The sequence below is a fragment of the Pseudomonas sp. RA_15y_Pfl2_54 genome, from assembly GCF_963971015.1.
Classification (GTDB): Bacteria; Pseudomonadota; Gammaproteobacteria; order Pseudomonadales; family Pseudomonadaceae; genus Aquipseudomonas; species Aquipseudomonas baetica_A.
Map to the genome: position 1 here is coordinate 55,910 of NZ_CAXAPN010000013.1, position 18,942 is coordinate 74,851.

General features: G+C 58.3%; 9 protein-coding genes. 3 read left to right on the forward strand and 6 right to left on the reverse strand.

Going from position 1 to position 18,942, the window contains the following annotated elements; all coding sequences use genetic code 11:
• Positions 1-133 precede the first annotated feature (133 nt).
• The 3 genes from AACY50_RS11655 to AACY50_RS11665 are packed head-to-tail and all read left to right on the forward strand — an operon-like array spanning position 134 to position 12,023.
• On the forward strand, positions 134-3,871 hold the full coding sequence (locus AACY50_RS11655) for a Tc toxin subunit A (protein ID WP_339495159.1): 3,738 nt from the start codon (positions 134-136) through the stop codon (positions 3,869-3,871).
• Complete coding sequence (locus AACY50_RS11660) at positions 3,868-7,974, forward strand: Tc toxin subunit A-related protein (RefSeq protein ID WP_339431004.1); 4,107 nt, start codon at positions 3,868-3,870, stop codon at positions 7,972-7,974. The genes AACY50_RS11655 and AACY50_RS11660 overlap by 4 nt, the downstream gene beginning before the upstream one ends.
• Entirely contained in the window at positions 7,971-12,023 is a 4,053-nt protein-coding gene (locus AACY50_RS11665; protein ID WP_339465236.1) for a hypothetical protein, read from the forward strand. Before AACY50_RS11660 ends, AACY50_RS11665 begins: the two co-directional genes overlap by 4 nt.
• A 25-nt stretch (positions 12,024-12,048) precedes the next feature.
• Here AACY50_RS11665 and AACY50_RS11670 read toward each other — a convergent pair whose 3' ends face one another.
• From AACY50_RS11670 to AACY50_RS11695, 6 genes are read right to left on the reverse strand one after another with little or no spacing between them, the layout of a single operon-like run.
• Positions 12,049-13,380, reverse strand: a complete 1,332-nt coding sequence (locus AACY50_RS11670; protein WP_339431002.1) for a DUF58 domain-containing protein — start codon at positions 13,378-13,380, stop codon at positions 12,049-12,051.
• Positions 13,377-14,378 (reverse strand): AAA family ATPase, encoded by a 1,002-nt coding sequence (locus tag AACY50_RS11675; RefSeq protein ID WP_339431001.1) that lies wholly within the window; start codon positions 14,376-14,378, stop codon positions 13,377-13,379. The genes AACY50_RS11670 and AACY50_RS11675 overlap by 4 nt, the downstream gene beginning before the upstream one ends.
• Positions 14,375-15,538, reverse strand: coding sequence for a DUF4350 domain-containing protein (locus tag AACY50_RS11680; protein ID WP_339538591.1), 1,164 nt, complete (start codon positions 15,536-15,538; stop codon positions 14,375-14,377). The genes AACY50_RS11675 and AACY50_RS11680 overlap by 4 nt, the downstream gene beginning before the upstream one ends.
• Positions 15,535-17,082, reverse strand: coding sequence for a DUF4129 domain-containing protein (locus tag AACY50_RS11685; protein WP_339465238.1), 1,548 nt, complete (start codon positions 17,080-17,082; stop codon positions 15,535-15,537). Before AACY50_RS11685 ends, AACY50_RS11680 begins: the two co-directional genes overlap by 4 nt.
• Positions 17,069-18,046 carry a stage II sporulation protein M gene (locus AACY50_RS11690; RefSeq protein ID WP_339430998.1) on the reverse strand — a complete coding sequence of 326 codons (978 nt, stop codon included), beginning with the start codon at positions 18,044-18,046 and terminating at the stop codon, positions 17,069-17,071. Before AACY50_RS11690 ends, AACY50_RS11685 begins: the two co-directional genes overlap by 14 nt.
• Positions 18,043-18,768, reverse strand: coding sequence for an RDD family protein (locus tag AACY50_RS11695; RefSeq protein WP_339430997.1), 726 nt, complete (start codon positions 18,766-18,768; stop codon positions 18,043-18,045). Before AACY50_RS11695 ends, AACY50_RS11690 begins: the two co-directional genes overlap by 4 nt.
• Positions 18,769-18,942 lie beyond the last annotated feature (174 nt).

Consider the following 18,942-nt stretch of genomic DNA (forward strand, 5'->3'; position numbering starts at 1 on the left):
ACGGGCATTAAACCTGTCATTTATGACAGTTGGCGGCTGCTGCGTTCAAGCGCTAAATCCTTATGGAACGCTGGGTCCGCCTGACACGACAGTCAGGCGGGCCGGGCCCGTTATCGACTCAAGGAATGTGACCATGGCTGATTCACTCCGTCCCGCTGCGCAGTTGTTCATTCAGCTGTTTGGTCAGCAAACGTCCACTGCGCAAAACCGGCTTTCGAAACTCTGGAGTTACGTTGAGGAAGGGGGATCGTTTTTCCCACTGGTCGAAAAGGGTATTCCGGTGCTGGTCGGCGAGTACGGACTTGAGCAGGAAGAGGCGCGACGTTTTTTGCGCCGGGCCAACAGCCTGGCGAGCTATGTGCGGCGTCGGTTTATTGAACATCACGTGGAGAGGGATAAAGCCGGGTCGATAGGACCGTCCAGTGGTTTGATGTCGCTCGTTGACGGGCCGCAACTGGAGCGAATATTCGATCTGCAATTGAGAGCCAAGTGCCCCTCGGATTCTCTGGAGTCCATGTTCGGGCCTTCGGCGTATCTGGTCTTTTTGTATCGCTTGATTCGCGACTTGATCGAATCCGTTGGTGACGACACCCAGCTGCCGTTGCATGAGCGTCGCACGGATTTGATGACGTTGACGGTCGACAGTAAAGCGGTGAACGCGCCGGAGTCATCAGTCGACGTGATCGTACGCGTGCTACAGGCGTTCATCGCTGCGAACACGGTAGTTCCAATTGAACAGGCATTGATCACAGCACGCTATCCCAACGGTCTGCCGTATTACCAGCATTGGGTCACGGTTGATGGGGTTGCGGGTTTCAGCGGACGATCAGTGGGGGATTTTGCCAACATCGTTGACAGGAAATTCCCCAACTTCTTGCACTCCGCGTCCCTGACCAGGCTTGCCGCTGCTGCTCTGGCTCATGCCTCTCGGCTGGGCCCTTACCAGCAGCAGCTTCTTACTGAGGAATACACATATCCCGAGGATATGTATCAGTTCTATCTGGAGAACTTTGGCACCGAAGACACTGAGTATCTGAATCTCAATCAGATATTTTATTTGGCTCAACGTACAAATCTTGTGGCCGAGGAGATTACAAGTCTTTTTTCGGTTGGGGACTACGCGCCGCGGCGTTCGGCCAATGTGAATTACTCCAGTGAGCCCGATGTCCCGGAAGGCGGCCGATCCGGCTCGGTTTACATCAATGATAATGCTCACCCCGCTATCGGTATCACCACGCAGTCAGGGAATAGTTTTCATCGGATAATCGTGAATCCCAATACCCCAAGAGGCTTGAATACATTTGATCGACTCAACCGCAAGTTGCGCCTGGACAAATGGCTGAATCTGTCCCCTGAGCAGACTGACGCCCTGTTGGTGGCAGCGATCAGGGCGCAAGCGCGTGGAGCCGAAAAGCCTGAGGTGTGGGCGATTTCGGTCAACGTGATCCATGCGTTGGGCCTGTTTCAGCGACTGCGTGAACGCTACAACTGCACGGCAGCGGATTTCGCCGTGTTTCTCGATGAACTGTCACTGTACGGTCGCGGTGATGCACTGTCGCAGTTCGATCAGGTCTTCAACAATCAAGATAATTATCGCGAGCCGCTGAGACTCGACGGCACACCGTTTGCGCTGATACCGACATCGGACCAAGACAATCTGACGGTCAGCCAGCTATGCAGTGGTTTGGGCATTGATCTTCAGACTTACCACTACCTGGCGTTGGCGATAGCCCAGGCTCATGATCTTACCGATAGTCTGGTGCGCAGTTCGCCGGTCATTTCCAGTTTTTACCGTCTGGTAAAACTGCCCCGGCTGTTGAATATCACGCCGGTCGAAGGCGTGTTGATGCTCAGTGTGCTGGGGGGAGAAACCTGGCTCAAAGGGCTGGCGGGCACGCCGTGTATTGTCGACGTGGCGGGTGATGACAGCCGCATTGACGCCACGGCTGGCGATCCGGGTGTGCTGAGCCTGATCGAAGCCATGCAGGCCTGCGTGCAATGGTGCGAGCAAAGCAACATGTCGGTGCTGTGGATGTTGCAGCACGTGAGTGCACCACTGCGTCTGAGCGATTTCTCCCAGCAGGACCAACAGTTCTTCGACAAGATCGGCACCCTCCTGCCCAGCGCGCGGTTATCCAATAATTCTTTTCTCGTAGCCGGTATTCCGCCGGCCGGAGAAAGCGACTGGCTGGATTTACTGTCGATTGACAGTGAGGGGTTGGCGCCGGTTGTCGATGTCAATGGGCTGATACTGGCCACTGCCATGACGCCGGAGGATTATTCGGCCTTTGCCCGCGAGAAGCTTGAATGGGCCGTCAGGAACGGCCTGGACATTGAGGACGCCCAGGTCAGCGTCTTGGCCGAGATCATGCTCGCCGTTCTTCTGCAGGCCAGAGACGCTCAAGTGTCGCTGGTCAGGGAGTCGCTGGCAGTCTACGCCGGCATTGAGGGCGAATTGGCCGTTCTGGTGCTGAACTGGGTCGATGCTTCGGTGTACCAACTGTTGCGCCAGGTGTATGACCGCACTGACCTCGAACCGCCAGCGACGCAGCGCAGGCGCGACGAACCTTCAGATCCGTTACTCCAATTGCTGGCTGTTGTGCGCCAGCGCGCCGAAGTCGTTTCAATGCTGGGTTTGAGTGCGGCCCTGCTCCGGGATTATCTGGATTATGGATATGAGGCGTGGGTCGACCAAAGCATCATCGATCCCTCTCAAAAATCTGTGTTCTCGGTGCGCATACTTTACGCGATGACCACGCTGACCCGCGCGTTCAGCATGAGTGAACAGCCGGAACAGAAATTGCTGGACTATCTGCGTCAGGTCCATTCGCTTCCTGCCCGACCCAGCGAGGATGCATTGCGGGTGGTGCAGCAGGCAGCAGCCATCAAACTGGCTGAATTCTTTGCCTGGAGCGCGCAGGAAGTCAGCGAATGTGTTCGCCATATCGATCCTGAAACCCAAGTGTTGAAAACCCTGGAACAACTGGATCTGCTGATACGCGTTTACCAGTTGTCGATGCAGACCGGTATGGATGCCCGGACCATTTTGCGGATCGGTACCTTGCCGGAGACAACCGATGCCAGCGAGGCCTATGCCCAGGCAGCTGAACTGGCTTTGCTCAGTCAGACCCAGACGCCTGTGCCTGTCGTGCAAGCACCGGGCGAACTGAAGCAGTTGGTCAGGATGACTTGCGCAGTAGAACCGACGGAAGTCTTCGCTAGTAAAAAAGATGAGAAAGCGATCATTACGATGACGCTCACCGACGCCCGAGGCGCAGCGTTGAAAGGCATCGCTGTTGATTGGCACTCCGAGCTAGGGACCATCAAATCGGGCATCACCGATCCCAATGGAGTCCTCACGGCTGAGTATTTTCCGGGCACAGTCTTGGGCACGGACAGCCTTTATTTTTCCATGAGCCTGCTCGAGCCTGAGTGGGCAGTGAGCATCAACGTCATCGCTCACGCCGAGAGCATGAGTTTCCCGACCGGGCTGATGTCTCCGGTGCCAACGGAGGTCGTGCCGCTTGGTCAGGAAATCACACTCTACGCCACGATGGTGGACCAGTACGCAAACCTTGGGGCCAACATGCTGGTGGACTGGGCCTGGGAAGGAGATACAGATCCCGAAGAACGACCAACGATCCGTCCGGCACAGGGTTTCACCAATCAGCAAGGTCAAACCACGGTTTATATCACCAGCGATTTCAGCGGTGAATTCGAAGTCGGTATACGCAGCCTGGCAAGCGGGTTGGGGACACTCTTCGAACCCATCAGGTTTGGGGTGACGCAAGGCCGCAGCCACTCGCTTGAACAAGCGTCAACGCCTTCCGCCAGTGACTCGGGAACCTCTTCCACGGAGCAAGGATCATGACATCGAACAACATTGGTCTGTTGCAGGAAAAACGTCGTACCGCGTTGCTTGAGTATTGCATCGGGCAAGTAAAGGCGGAGCGTTACCCGCCTTTGCGGACCCCGGAGGACGTGTTCGAATTGCTGCGCATCGACCCGTTGGACAGTGCTCGAGTGCAGACGTCGGGGGTGGCCGAAGCGATCAGTTGTGCGCAGCAATATATCAGTGCGGTGTACAACAAAATGGAGCCCGGTTTCGAAAACCACGAGTTTCCCCCTGAACAGCTTGAAAACTGGGCGCTGTACAACAACTACTCGGACTGGGCCGCAGTGCAGATGATCGCGCTCTACCCGGAAAACTACATCAATCCGTTCGTCCGTCAGCGTAAGACGGATCTGTTCAAGGCCCTTGAAAACAACCTCAACCAGGCCCGTTTGAACAGCGATTCGGTTCAAGCCGCGCTACAGGATTACTTGCAAGCCTTCGAACAGATCTGCGATCTGGATGTTGTCAGTGGCTACATGGACGGCACGACCCCGGAGCGCGCCGATTATTACTTTCTCGGGCGTCAGCGGGTGCCGCCGTTCCAGTACTTCTGGCGCAAGGCGCAAATCGAGATCACGCCCACGTGTGTGGCCGTCAACCCGGCGGCGTGGAGTGAATGGAAAGCGGTGGATGTTCAACTTGCCGGGCGGGTGCTGGACATGCGTCCGGTGGTCTGGAATGGCCGACTGTGTCTGGTCTGGGCGCAGTGGCGGGACAAGGTCGGCGAGCTCATCAAAGCCGTCCCCGCGGATCCCTCAAAGGACGACAGATCCCGATTCGTGCCCCATCAGCTGGATATCAATGTGGCCTTCATGAGGCAGAACGGCCAGTGGTCGGCGCCTTTGAATTTACGCCATGGCGAGTTTGATGAGGATCTCTCTGCGGGTGCCCGGTTGATTGCAACCGTGTGGGTCGACTCTCAGAATCCCAAAGGCAAGCTCGGGGTATTGCTGGACAATGATAAAACCGGCACAGCTGCCTTGAAAGAGACCGCGATCATCGATGTGCTGATGCGCCCCGTTGTTGAAGACGGTGGTAACTGGCTGGAGCTGGCCAAGACTGAGCGATTTGTTTCTGCCTTGACGGTTCAGCACCCCTTGGGTCTTGAGGTTACTGTGGTCCCAAGTGAGTCACCGTCAGGCTCCATGGCAGCTTTTCTGGGGCTGAACGTCTTCGCCATGCGATCGGGTAGTAATGATGTGCTGACGGTTGAGGGTTTTTGCCGGCCCACAGGTTTGTCAGAGAAAAATACAAACTTTACCTTGCAGTTGGAAAATCCCGCCAATGGCGACCCCGCGCCGGTGAAGCGTGCGGTGTCGACAGCCGGCGGTTGGACAATGAATTTTTTGGGTACTTTCACTCGACCAAAGGGGACGTGGAGCAACGTCAGGTTCACTCTAAAGAACGATACTGACGGCTTTGGCGGTAAACAGTTTGCCCTGACGATTGTCGACCTCCCGTATTTCCTCCCGCCAACGCTGCTTAAAAACACAACGGATGCCGCCCAGTTCCTCGACTTTCAACTGGGTGATGACTGGGCGTTGCGATACGTTCGGCTCAATTCGCTGTTCGGCCCCGAGCTGGTCACGCGCTCCACTGTCTCTGCGGCGACTCTGATTAATTTGGACTCCCAGCATCTGTCAGAGCCGCCGCCTACCAATGTTGATTTCGAGGAGCGCAACGGCGCTTTCGACGGTGCCAACGGGCTGTTTTTCTGGGAGCTGTTTTTCCATCTGCCGCATTTGATCGCGACACGCTTGCGTGATGAAGAGCGGTTTGCCGAAGCCCAGACGTGGCTGCATTTCATTTTCGATCCCCGGGCCCCTGCCGACAGCAGCTCGGTACCCGAGAAACCACGTTTCTGGCGCTGCCGCCCCTTGATCAACGATCTGGGGCATGCCGGTTGTGAAGCCGCAGCGCCCGCCGACCCGGATGCGATTGGATATTCGGCGCCTGTGCATCTGAGGCTGCTGATGTTCATCGAATATGTGAAGAACCTCATGGCCTGGGGGGACTGGCATTACCGCCAACTGACCCGCGAAAGCCTGGTGGCGGCGAAGCTGTGCTATGTACAAGCGGGATCATTGATGGGCAAACCGCCTCTGACTCAAACGGTGAACTTGTGGCAGACCGCGACGCTGGGGAACCTTCTGGCCCAAAGTTGCACGCGTACGGCACTGGAAGCGTTCGAGCAGACATTGAATTACAGCCTGGCAGATGTTCCGGGCGGCTCCGATACGGCTCCCATGCTGGGCATGTTGGGGTGTCCGCCGTTCAGGGCACCCATCAATGATGAGTTGTTCGCGTGGTTCAACGAGCCGCAGTACCGCATGAACAACTTGCGCAACAACTTGACCATTGATGGCAAGCCCATGCTCCTGCCGTTGTTCAACCCACCGACTGACCCGAACCAATTGCTGCGCGCTCTGGCCGCAGGTGGTGTCGGTGGTGCCAGACCGATGGGCGGACGGCTGGTGGTGATTGCGTTTCGCTGGCGTACGATCTTCGAGGTTGCCTTGCGTGCGGTGCAGGTCTTGCAGGATTACGGCAGCCAAGTACTCAATCTGCTTGAGCGGCGTGATCGTGCCGAGCAGGAAGAGCTGCAGCAAAACCATCTGGTGGAGTTGGGCAACTACGCCAAAACCGTGCAGGAGCAATCCATCGCTCAGTTGGAAGCGAGCATGACGGCGCTCGAGCAGAGCCGGACAGTGGCCCGGGAACGGGCTGCTGCTTACGCAGCCCGCTATGACGAAAACGTGTCGGCTGTCGAATATCAGGTCATGGCAAACCTGGACCAGTCCAAAGAGCTGGCGCTGACTGCCAAAATCCTCAAACCGGTAGGCGCGGCCTTGGCGGCCGCGCCCAATATCTTCGGTATGGCGAACGGCGGGTTTCGTATCGACAAAGTTACGGATGCCATCTGCTTTGGCCTGGAGATAGCTTCGTCGATGCTGCAAATCGATGCCGACAAGCAAGCCACCACCGAAGGTTATCGCCGTCGCCGCAATGAATGGGGGCTGCAACGCGATCAGGCGCTGGCAGAAATCGCGGCCATCGATGCGCAAATCGTCGCGCAGAACCATGCGGTTGATGCGGCTAGAACCAACCTTGCGCAAACGCTGCGAGCTAACGCTCAGGCGCTGACGATGTACAACTATCTTAAAAAGCGCGCAACCAATGCCGAATTGTTCGGCTGGATGCTGGGCCAGCTCAAGGCCTTGCACTATCAGGCTTACGACGCGGTGGTCAGTCTTTGCCTCAGCGCGCAAACGGCGATGAGCGCCGAAACCGGCGATTACGATTCACATATTCCCTTGCCGCAGGTCTGGCAGGATCAACGTCACGGTTTGACTGCTGGCGAGCATCTGCGCGCGCACCTGCTGCGTATGGAGCGTGAGTACTTGCAACGCACCGAGCGACGGCTTGAACTGGTGAAAACCATCTCGTTGCGTCGCCTGTTCAATGACGCAACTGACCCTCAGGGCGTTGGTGGTTGGGAGGCTGCATTGGCGCAATTGCAGACGACCGGCTCGCTGGAGTTCAGACTGACGCAATTGCTGTTCGATCGGGATTATCCGGGACATTACTGCCGGCAGATCAGTTCGGTGGAAGTCGACTTGCCAGTGCTGACGGGTCCTTTCGAGGACGTGCGCGTGACCTTGCTGCAGGTTGGCAGCATGACCGCCAGCCGGGCTTCGGTGCAGTCAGTGCAGTACTTGCATAAACCTGATCCTGGGGAAGTGGCCCCTTCCGATGTGCTGTTCAACTTGCGTCCGGGCCAGCAGATCGCCCTGTCGGTGGGGATTGCCGACAACGGCATGGCGGCGGCGAAGCCAGACGAAGGTTTGCTCTTTCCATTTGAAAATACCGGTGCGGTGTCTGCCTGGGAGCTGAAATGTCCATGGCATAACGAACCGCCGCAGAAGGCCATGCTGCGCTCGATGAACGATTGCATCTTGCGCATTCGCTATACGTGCAAGAGCGGAGATCAGTCGTTTACCGATTCGGTGAAGGAGTTGGTCAATGCAGCACAAGCAAGAGCGTCTGGCCGGCAAGGGCAAGGGAGTGCGCAGTCATGAATAATCCTATCGTTCAGGTCAATGAAAACCTGGTGTGCAACGGTGATTTCGAAGAAAGGTTCGAATGTTGGGCAAGGACGGGTGCGGTTGCCATAGGCCTGGCGTATTACGACAACACGCCTGTCAAACACATCAAAGCGCCGAAGGGCACGGGTGTCACGCAGGACGTCACACTTCCAAGAGATCCTGATGGCAATGGTGCTTATTGGCTGAGTTTTCTGTGGGAAAGCAGTTTCAGCCAATCAGGCTGGGTGAGGATTTCTCAGGGAGAAATCGAGCATTACCGCATCGAACTCAAACCCGTCGGTAAACCTGATCAGGTACAACATCGCGAGGGTCTCGGATCAGGGCCAGAGAGGCGATTCAGTCCGACCCTGCATGAAGTGCAACTGACATCGGACATCTCAAGCTCAAAGCCGCTGCGCATCGAAATATACAGCTCGACAGAGTCTTCAAGTCCATTTGGCGAACTCTGGGTTACACGCGTCAAAGTCGAGTTGAAACTCGCGCCACTTGAGTTGCAGGAAATTGGGCTGGACGGCGTGTCGTTTCTGCCCTTGCGCAAAATGTACCTGTGTCAGGGCGCCAGCAGGGGCGGAGCTTTTGGCAGCAATGCATTGATCACGCCCCACGTACTCGGTTTTGTACCTGTGCCGGATAACCCTTGGGACGGCACCCCGGTTGAATTGAGCATCGACAATAACCCGCAGGGCGCGATTGTCGCGACGCCTGCTTGGGACACCCAGCAATCGCTGGACGTGCCATGGACGCTCGATTGCCCGTTAATCGATGATCAGGACTACGAATTCACCCTGAGCTTGCGCAACCGTTACACCGCGCAGGCCTACGAGATCCTCGTATCGCTGGGGCATCATCGACTGATTTTTCGTGAGGTGGTCGAGGCCGCTTATTACCCGTTGATTGAGCAAAGTGTCCGTTTGGGTGTGCAAGTAGCGTCGTATTACACCGGCCAGCCATTTGCCGGGCTTACGGTGAACTGGGCGACCGCCGAGCATGGGGTGTTGGCGGCTACCGTTACTGGTGAACAAGGTTGGGCTTACTTCGATTATGAGGCGAAGGCAGCAGGGGACTTCGTTATTGAAGCCTCTGTGGTCAGCCTTTATTACGAGCAGGGTGTGTGGACTCAGACGTTTGACGTACTGGTACTGGGCGAGGATCCGTGGGCACGGTTGACTGTCCGTGAAAACAACGAAATCAGGGACTGGATTGATAACAGTTATCCGAACCGGGGTTCTACCCATTTCATTGATGTAATGCTAGAGACCAACAGTCGTCTGCGAGGCAGCGACTTCTATTTGCATTGGCACGGTGACAAGCCAGGGCAACTGGGTGTCGTGGTCAGTCCGCCACTGGAAACATCGGTGCCCATGCCGATCGATGGAGGGGGCACTGCATCCTGGACGCTGAACTGCGAAGACCGGCGCGACGGGATATTCGAGTTGTCACTGGTCTGCTCGAAGCTGTTGTTGCCGTCGCCCAGAAAACGCATGTCGCTGGCGCGCAACAGGATCAGGATCAAAGAGGTACGCCAGGCCGAGAATAGTCCGGTGGTGGAGGAACACGAAAGTGCGTACCTGCGCTTGCAAGTGGTGCATGTTACTGATCAGGGCGACGGCGAACCGGTGATCGGTGCGCTGGTCGAGTGGCAAACCGCCGACAGCGTCGTGCAAAGCCAAACGGGAATCGGTGGTTGGGGGAGCCTGAAGTTTTACACCAGAGAACCCGGGACTCATGCGATCACCGCAGCGGTCCGGGCGCATGAATCTGCTGCGCCGCATGAGTGCGAATTCAGCGTGACCGCGATGGCCAGGAGTTCTTGGAAAGACAAGGTCAACATCACATTTGATCGTGGTCTGATCAACCAGGATCGAGGGGTTGCCTGCAAACGAGGTCTCACCCATTCCCTGGAGGTCACTGCCCTCGCCGGCAGTCCTCTTATCGGCCAGGAAATTACGTTGGCATGGGGCATCGACGAACCAGGCATCGGGCTGGTGGTGAGTGAACTTGGCGAGCCCAGGGTATTGCGGGCAGATGAACCGCTGATCTGGACCCTGAGCTCTGAATTCGCCAAGAGCCGCAGCAGCATGTTCGGACTGCGGTTGTTGACCAATTCACTGGAAGATCGAGAGTTGCTCGGCCGCTTGGTTTCACCGGACATTTACGATGAATTCACTCTGGAACTGGATCATATGAGCACCGACCGAGGTCAGTCGCTGTATCCCTGCCTGGGTGCCGTACACCGGTATATTTTCAGAACTAACGCACTGAGTGCCCTGGTGGGGCTTGCCATGGATTTGCAATGGAACGGAACTCCAGCGTCAGAGTTGGATATCGTTCTCGACCCGCCTCCACATAGCCACAATGTTATTGATGAAAGTGGCATGACCTGGACACTGGATTGTTCAGATAGTCGGGGGGGCGGGGCGTTCGGTCTGAAATTCTTGACGTGGGATGGCTCGACGGATGTCACCAGAATGCACTTGGGCCACAACAAACTCAGCATTGAAACCGTACGTGAGTCTGCCGTTTTCCCGATCGTGGGTCAGGACCCAGCATGGATGTGGGCGAAAGTACGTTCGGATTTCTCGCAAGCTGCCATGGTTCAAGTGCCAACTCAGTGGAAGGTGGATGGTCATTCTGAAGAACATGTGACTGCTGACGATGGCTGGGCAGGCTTTGCGTATGGGGCAACCACAGGCGGATCGGCAACGGTTGAGGTGTCTGTCAGCAGTCCGTATGACAATGCTACAGATACACGTTCGATGGAGGTCTGTTCGCTGGCCGACGATCCATGGGCTCGATTGCAGTTCAGTATGGACAACGGGCCTGCACAGCCTTTCGGCCAGGACACCGGTTTTGCGCGTCGCAAACTGACCCATAGAATCGACGTAACTGCCCCGCAAGACACCTTCTTGTCCGGTCGAAATTTGACGCTGGGCATGGTCGGCACCGGGCCTGAGGCACTCGGCATTCGTTTTACTCAGCCAGTACTCGGTTTGCCAAGGGTCTTTAGCCGCGAGGCGGGATTCACCGATTCCTTCATGGTCGATGACAAGCGTAACGGCAGTTTCGGCTTGTTTCTGGCCTGCGAAAGCCTGGCTCGATGGTCACCTGTCAATGCAATGTCGGTGGGTGAAGGCGCGCAAGTGGTGAAGATCGCCGAGCGTTCGAGGGTTAGCCAGACGCTGTACTGGGGCGAGGCTGTGTCCGAGCAGATCACCGTTGTTTCGACCATCAGCGGCAGGCCGATGGCGGGGATGAATGTTGTCTGGCGCACTCCGGATCTTGGCGAGGTGACGACGACCACCAACTTCTACGGCGAGGCGCGGATCCGCTTTGTGCCCAGGACTCCCGGAGCGGCGCAACTGACCGCGACGGTGGGGGATGCGCAGTATTCGGAAGCGATTTCATTGCCGTATTTCCTGCATGAACCTCGACAGATCAAGGAACTGTTCAGCGATGATCTGACCGGTTATCCGGGGCAGGAAGTTTCAGCCCGGGTTTACGTCGTCTCGGCCATTACCGGTAATCCCTTGGCAAACGTTGAGGTCAATTGGGAATTCCCTGGAGTCGACATCGCGCCGACGACAACCGATAGCGAAGGTATCGCCAATGTTGTGTTCCGACTTTCGGCTCTTCAACCCGGTCTTCTCGATGCAGGCGTTCGGGGGGGCTTGGCTGGATGGGAGGTCAGTTCGATTCCTTTTACGCTTAAAGCGCACGAGCGAATGATGACTGAGATCAGAGGCAGTGGCAGTTACCCGGTGGATCAATCTGTGCCTGTCTCATTCAGGATCGTCTCGATCCCCGACGGCAAGCCGATTGTCGGTCAGAAAGTTCTCTGGGGACTGAACAGTGTTCCCGATGGCTCATCATTTTCAACGGAAGATGGATGGGTGAGAAAAAGTTATTCGTCGCAAGGAATGGTTGGCTACAAGACCATTCGTGCTTCTGTTGTCGATGAGCAGGGGGCGGTACTTGATGAGGAAGTATTCCGGCTTCAATTCTTTGACTCGGAGTTGCCTTGAACCTCGTACAGAAATCAGTAGGGGGTCATGCGGTTCCGCTCCTTTTCCAACTGAGATACTGCGTCACCAGTTCGGCCCCCAACTCTGCGGGCCGGACATCCACCACCGGAACGCCATGAGCGCTCAACCGCTCATGGAGTTCTGCCCGCTCATTCAGGTAACTCACCGTGCCGCAGTAAGCCAGCGCTTCGGGCAGCGTTTGCAACGTGGTCTGGCGTAACGTGTCCAGCGTTTCTTCGCGCAGACTGGCGACCAATACCCGATGTTGTGCGCTCAGGCGTTTGACCGCGCTCAGCAGTTCCTCATCGTCCTCATCGCGCAGGTTGGTTACCAGCACCACCAAGGCCCGACGCTTCTGTCGCGTCAGCAGTTGATTGGCGGCGGCCTGATAGTCGGCAGGGCGCTGCGTGCTGTCGAGGTCATAAACCGTGTTCAGCAGTACGTTCAGTTGCGCGCTGCCTTTGACCGGCGCGAGATGGCGTGGGTGATCGCTAGCGAAGGTACTCAAACCCACCGCATCGCCCTGACGCAAGGCCACATAACTGAGCAACAGGCAGGCATTGAGCGCGTGGTCGAAGTGCGACAGTTCATCGTCCTGGCTGCGCATGCGTCGGCCACAGTCGAGCATGAGGATAATCTGCTGATCGCGCTCGTCCTGATATTCACGGGCAATCGGTGAGCGTTGGCGTGCGGTGGCTTTCCAGTCGATCTGGCGCAGGCTGTCGCCTTCACGAAATTCGCGCAGTTGGTGAAATTCCAGGCCCTGACCGCGACGTTGCCGCTGGCGCACGCCGAGCTGGCTGAGCCAATTGTCCACCGCCAGCAGTTCGCCGCCATAAAGTCTGGCGAAATCCGGATAGACGCGGGTGTTGTCGATCACGTCGAGCAAGCGCTTGCCCGACCACAAACCCAACGGGCTCGGCAGGTTCATTTCGCAATGCTCGAAGCTGAAATGGCCGCGTTGCAACGGGCGCAGGCGATAGCTGATCTGGCTGGTTTGACCGGGCTGCAGCTCGACGTTCAGTGGCAGGTTTTCAAAACTCAGGCCATCCGGCACATGGTCGAACAGCTCAATGTTCAGTGGCATGGCAAAGTCATGTGCAACCTTGAGTTGCACCTCACCCCAGCGCCCGAGCGCCAGACTGCCGGGCATCTGCCGTGTGATGCGCAATGCCGGCAGACGCTTGAGGCGCAGGGCGTCGAGCGTCGCCAATGCCAGCAGTGCCAGCAGCAATCCCCAGTTGATTGAAATCAGGCTGGCCGGGAGGTCGATCTGCAATGCCTGCAAGGTGCCCAGCAGTGTGCCGATGAGCAGCAGCAGAGCCAGCCAGATCAGCAGCAGGCGCGAGGGTTTCACAGGCGCGGCGCCGGAACTTGGTCGAGCAGTTGCAGCAGTACCTGATCGACTTGCAAACCTTCTATGTCCAGTTCTGGCGCGATGCGCACGCGGTGGCGCAGCACGGCCAGTGCGCAGCCCTTGATGTCATCGGGAATCACGAACTCGCCGCCACGCAACAAAGCGCGGGCACGGGCGCAACGCACCAGGGCAATCGAGGCGCGTGGCCCGGCGCCAAGGGTCAGCCCCGGCCAGGTGCGCGTGCTGCGCGCCAGACGCACGGCGTAATCGAGCACCTGATCGTCCAGCGGCAAATCGCTGGCAATACGCTGCAAGGCCTGCACGTCCTTGGCTTGCAACACCGTGCGCAGCGGCTGCACATCGAGCATGTCGGCGCGGGTCGAGCGGCTGACCTGACGCACCATGTTCAGCTCCTGATCGGCGTCGGGGTAGTCCATGCGCACCTTGAGCATGAAGCGATCAAGCTCGGCTTCGGGCAGTGGGTAAGTGCCTTCCTGTTCGATCGGGTTTTGCGTGGCGAGAACCATGAACGGTTGCGCGATGGGCAGGGCACGACCTTCGAGTGTGACCTGACGCTCCTGCATGGCTTCGAGCAGTGCCGCCTGGGTTTTCGCCGGGGCGCGGTTGATTTCGTCGGCCAGTAACAGGTTGGTGAACAACGGGCCTTTGCGCAGCTTGAACTGCTCGGTGTGCAGGTCGTACACGGCGTGGCCGGTGACGTCGCTGGGCATCAGGTCCGGGGTGAACTGAATGCGCGCGAACTCACCGCCGAAACACCGCGCCAAGGCACGCACCAGCAGGGTTTTGCCCAGACCGGGAACGCCTTCAAGCAACACATGGCCGCCGGCGATCAGCGCGGTCAGCACGTCGTCGATCACCGCGTTCTGGCCGATCACGGCTTTGTGCAATTCGCCGCGCACCGCTTGAGCCAATTGACTGGCGCGCTGGCGTTGCTGGGCGGCGTGGCTGGCGCTGCCGGGCTCGATCTGTTCAGTCATAGCGTGTTCCTCAAGGTTTGCAGGTGGGCGACCTGGCGGCAGAAATCGGCACTGGATAAGCGTCGATCCGACACCGGGCTCAGGGCCTGGCTGATGGCGCGGGTGGGTTGTCGGGTCAGGCGCGACAACGCCAGCCATTGTTCGGCAACGTTCAATTGATCAAAGCCGGGGTGACGGCGACGGGCGCGGCGCAGCACATCCTGTTGCAGTGCTTGCAGCAGCGCCTGCTGGCCGTTGTGGCGCAACAGAAAATCGGCGCTGGCGCGCAGGTGTTCCTGCAATTGCCGGCGTCCACTCGGGGCGGGTAATTGCAGTGGGCCGTGACGCACGCCGACATGCCAGAGCCACAGACCGATCAACGCGAGCAAGGCGACAATGGCTTGCGGGAAGTAGCGCCAGAGCAAGCTCAGCAGGCCATCGTGCTCGGTGTCGTAGATCAGCGTGACATCGGTGTCAGCGCTCAGATACCAGAGCAGCCAGGCATTGTCGTATTGGCTGATGGTCTTGTTCTTCCACAACTCGGCGTCGGTGACCACGGTGATCGTGCCAAGGCTATAGGGCAGTTGCATCATGTGCGTGGCCTTGGCGCTGTTGGCCCAGGCTTGCGCGAGGTTCTTCGGGTCGTCGAGGTGGAAGTCGGTGTCGAAGCCGGCGTAGGCCGGTGCGTTTTCGTCTTCCAGATAGAGTTTGGTCAGTTTCGGGAAGCGCTCTGGTTCAGCGTCTGCGGGTACGTCTTTCAGATCCTTGCTCAGGGATTGATGCAGTTGCACGCGATCGAGCAACAGATCGTTGCTTTGTTTGCTCTGCTCATCCCACAGCGATTCGGCGACGAACACCAGTCGCCCACCGGCCCGGGTCCAGTTCAACACTTGGTCAACCTGACGCGGGGTCATGCGTGAGCGGTCGTTGAACAACAGCAACGTGTGGCGGCGTGGATCGATATCGGGGAGAGCCGCGAGGCTTTCGGCATGGCTGACGTTGAGCCCGCGTTCACGTAAAAACAGCTCGGCGGCCAGATACGGATTCGCTTGCGCGGCGGGAGAGGGGCCGTGATCGACTTCTTCCTGATAAGGCGTGGCGTTGAGGTAGAGGAACACGCTCAGCGTGCCGATCAACAGGGCGATCAACGCAGCCACCCACCACAGTGTCCGGCGATTCAACGGGCGGCTCCGGGACCAAACAAGGCACGCCAGCCATCGCACAGCTCCTGCTTCAAGGGGGCTGCCGGGACGCGATGCCCATAGGCCATGTTCTGCCAATGGGTGGTCAGGCTGCGGCTGAAGGCGAGCAGTTCCGGGCGTTGCAATTGTTCAACGTGCGCGAGTACCTGAAGTTCGGTATCGGCGGGTTTCAGGGTCATATCGAAGTCGTGGAGCAGATGGCTGAGCAGCCCTCGATACAGCAGGCCCAGCGCTGCACGGGGTTGGCTTGGCCAGAGTTGTTCGGCGCTGCCTGCAATGTCGTCAGGCAAGGTGTCGCGGTTCAAATCCAGGCCGAAGGCTTGTTGCGGCAGCGCGCGTTTCGGTTTGGCAGACAGTCTGGGGCGGCGGCTGACGAACGCTTGCAGATAGTCGCGATAACGCCAGATCAGCCAGCCGAACGCAGCAATCACCGTGCCCCACAACAGCACTTCAATAATCTTCGCCAGTCCATTCAAGTGTTGCCCGTCGAGCCAGCCCAAAAGGGTTTTCAGCCACTGCGGCGCTTCACCCGGTGTTTGCGCTTGGGCAGGTTTCGCCGGGTCGTCGCTAAAGCGATAGCGGGTGACGGATTCCTTGTTCTTGAACGGCGGTTGCTCAAGCAGTGCCTTGATGCTGTCCCGTGAGGCCTGACTGGTCAGAGGCTGATTCAACAGTCGCGGTGCCTGTGGACTGTCATCCGGTTCATCAGCCCAGGTCGAAGGCACATTCGGCAGCACCAGAAAAACTGCCAGCAGCACTCCCAATACACCGTTGTTCAGGCGCTGTCGCAAGCGACGAAACACCAGTTCGATATCCCAGGCTTCCAGTTGTGTGCGCCGGTTCAGATAAAGACTGAAGCCGCAGGCGACATAGATCGGCTCCCACACCACCAGCACCAGCGCGTAGAAGGCATTGGTCAGGTGTTCGAGCCAGCGCCAGTCTTGATCCGCCGCGAGTATCAGCGACTGCCAGCTCCAGTCCGTTTCGATTTGCTGCGGCAGCAGCATGTAGAACAGCACCATCAGGCCGATCCACAACGCGGTTTCCAGGTGCACGCCGATGATGGTCAACCACTGCGCTTTACCTGCGTTGCGTTGCAGGAGCACGTGCAGACGCTGTTGTCTGGCGCTGCCGTCGAGGCCCTCGAGTTGTACCACCGGCAGCAGGAAGCTGCGGCTGAAACTCAGACGGCGCCAGGTCAGGCTGGCCAGCAGTTGCGGTTTGAGCAGGCGCGGCCATTCGCGCAGGGCTTGCTTGAGTGTCGGCGTTTCGCCAAACAGCGCTTTCGACAGGATATACAGCGGCAGGCGTTCATACGCCGGTTTCAGCCACCAGAAGATAAACACCGCCAGTGACGGCGAATTCCACAGCAACAGACTGAGCAAGGCGAACAGCGGCAGGGTGACAATCGCCCAACTGGTCATCAGCAGACGCCGATGTTGCTGGCTCATCAGCACGCCCAGGTCCATGGCTTCCCAGGTCGTGCGCGGGCGAATCACCACAGTGGCGTCACTCAGGCGCATGGCGGGTCCTTCCGGCGAACAACAGATAGACCGCGACCAGAGCCCAAAGCGCGGCGCCGACCAGATACTTGGTCAGTGGTGTGACGCTGGTTTTCGACGACCAATAAGCTTCGATAAACGCGGCAATCAACAGGAACAACATCACGCCGCAGACCAGCAACACGCTTTTGCGTGCGGCGCGTTTCAGCGCTTCGCTGCGGGTCAGCCGCCCGGGCGCGATCAATGCCCAGCCGAGTTCCAGGCCGGCGGCCCCGGCGAGGGCGATGGCACTGAGTTCAAAGGCGCCATGGGCGATGACGAATGACCAGAAGGTCTGGCCGAAACCGATCTCGCTGAGGTGCCCGGCCACCGCGCCGATGACCATGCCGTTGTAAAAAAGAAAGAAGGCACTGCCGACGCCTAGCAACAAGCCACTGGCGAAAGTCTGAAAGGCAATGCCGATGTTGTGCATCACGTAGTAACCGAACATCACCCAGTCTTCGCTGGCCGCGCGTTCGGCGGGACGCCCGAGGTGTCCGGCGACCGGGTCGTACATGCCTTGCATCTCGCGCACCTGATCGGCGGGGATCAGGTTGTAGACCAGTTCGGGAAAGAAATACACCAACACGCCGACGCCCATCAGGCTGCCGAAGAACAGCAGGCTGGCGACCAGCACAAAGGGCCATTCGGCACGGACCAGGCGGGGGAAGTCGGCGAGGATGAAACTCAGCAGATTGGCGCCGAGTCGACTGCGGTGACGGTAAAGCTGTTGATGCCCACGCAGCACTTGTTGTTGCAGCGAATCAATGAGGAAACTGCTGTAGCCGCGTTCCTGCGCCAACGCCAGATGCTGGCAAAGCCGGCGGTAGGCTTTGGGGAAACCGGCGACTTGCGAAGTCTCCTTGCCGCGCTCAAGGCGTTCAAGGGCCAGTGCAAAACGCTCCCATTCGGCCTTGTGCCGCGTTTCGAAAAGGCTTTGTTTCATGTCGGGCCCAACAAGCCGCGAGCGATGCCATTGAGTTCAGCCACAGCCTTGGGCGCTGGAATGTGCAATGGCTGGGCGAGCAGGGCCGCCAGTTCATTGACCCGTGCAGGCGATAACTCTCCTTGGCGCTCGGCAAAGCCCAGCACGGCGCGTTGTTCGGCGAGTGTCAGGGGCACCGGTGAGCGTCGAGGTTCGGCATCAGACAGTTGCGGACGACTGAGCGGGCGTTCGCTGTAGACCACCAATGTGCCGGCTGCGATGTCGCCCAGACGTTTGAAGGTCGGGTGTTGCAGGCAACTGATGGCGCCGAGGAAGTAACCGAATGGCAGCAGATCGACAAAGCGCAGCAGGTTGCGCAGCAGGGAGGCCGACCAGCCGATGGGGGTGCCGTCATCGTGCACCACGCGAAGCCCCATCCATTGTTTGCCCGGCGAACGTCCCTGACGCAGCACTTCAAAGAGCACCATGTACCACCAACTGATCGCGAACAGCAAAAGCGAGCCGAGGCCCATGCCGAGCTTGCCGAGAAATGCCAGCACGATAAACAGCACGCCCATGAGCACGCCGCGGAGGCCCAGATCAATCGCGAAGGCGATGGACCGCACCATCAACCCGGCCGGACGCAAGGGCAAGTCGATGCCTTCCGGTGTTTCGACCTGATGCCGCGTATCCAGCGGCGGGGCCAGCGATGCTTTCCTTGGCGGTGCTGTGGGTTCGAGCATGGGCTACCTGATGTTCGCCTGTTCGGGGTGCAAGTGAACCCGATGCTAGCAGCCTCTCGGGGGAAAACGACATAACTATGTATTGCACCGCGTGTGGCGCGAAGTGCTTGAATGACGCAAGGCTGGCCGCCACCGCGGTTGAACGCCTAGACTTTGCCGATCTTCAGTTCAGGA

Coding starts and splice junctions, on each gene's coding strand:
- AACY50_RS11655 (WP_339495159.1), top strand. CDS start 134: ATGGCTGATTCACTCCGTCCCGCTGCGCAGTTGTTCATTCAGCTGTTT.
- AACY50_RS11660 (WP_339431004.1), top strand. CDS start 3,868: ATGACATCGAACAACATTGGTCTGTTGCAGGAAAAACGTCGTACCGCG.
- AACY50_RS11665 (WP_339465236.1), top strand. CDS start 7,971: ATGAATAATCCTATCGTTCAGGTCAATGAAAACCTGGTGTGCAACGGT.
- AACY50_RS11675 (WP_339431001.1), bottom strand. CDS start 14,378: ATGACTGAACAGATCGAGCCCGGCAGCGCCAGCCACGCCGCCCAGCAA.
- AACY50_RS11685 (WP_339465238.1), bottom strand. CDS start 17,082: ATGCGCCTGAGTGACGCCACTGTGGTGATTCGCCCGCGCACGACCTGG.
- AACY50_RS11690 (WP_339430998.1), bottom strand. CDS start 18,046: ATGAAACAAAGCCTTTTCGAAACGCGGCACAAGGCCGAATGGGAGCGT.
- AACY50_RS11695 (WP_339430997.1), bottom strand. CDS start 18,768: ATGCTCGAACCCACAGCACCGCCAAGGAAAGCATCGCTGGCCCCGCCG.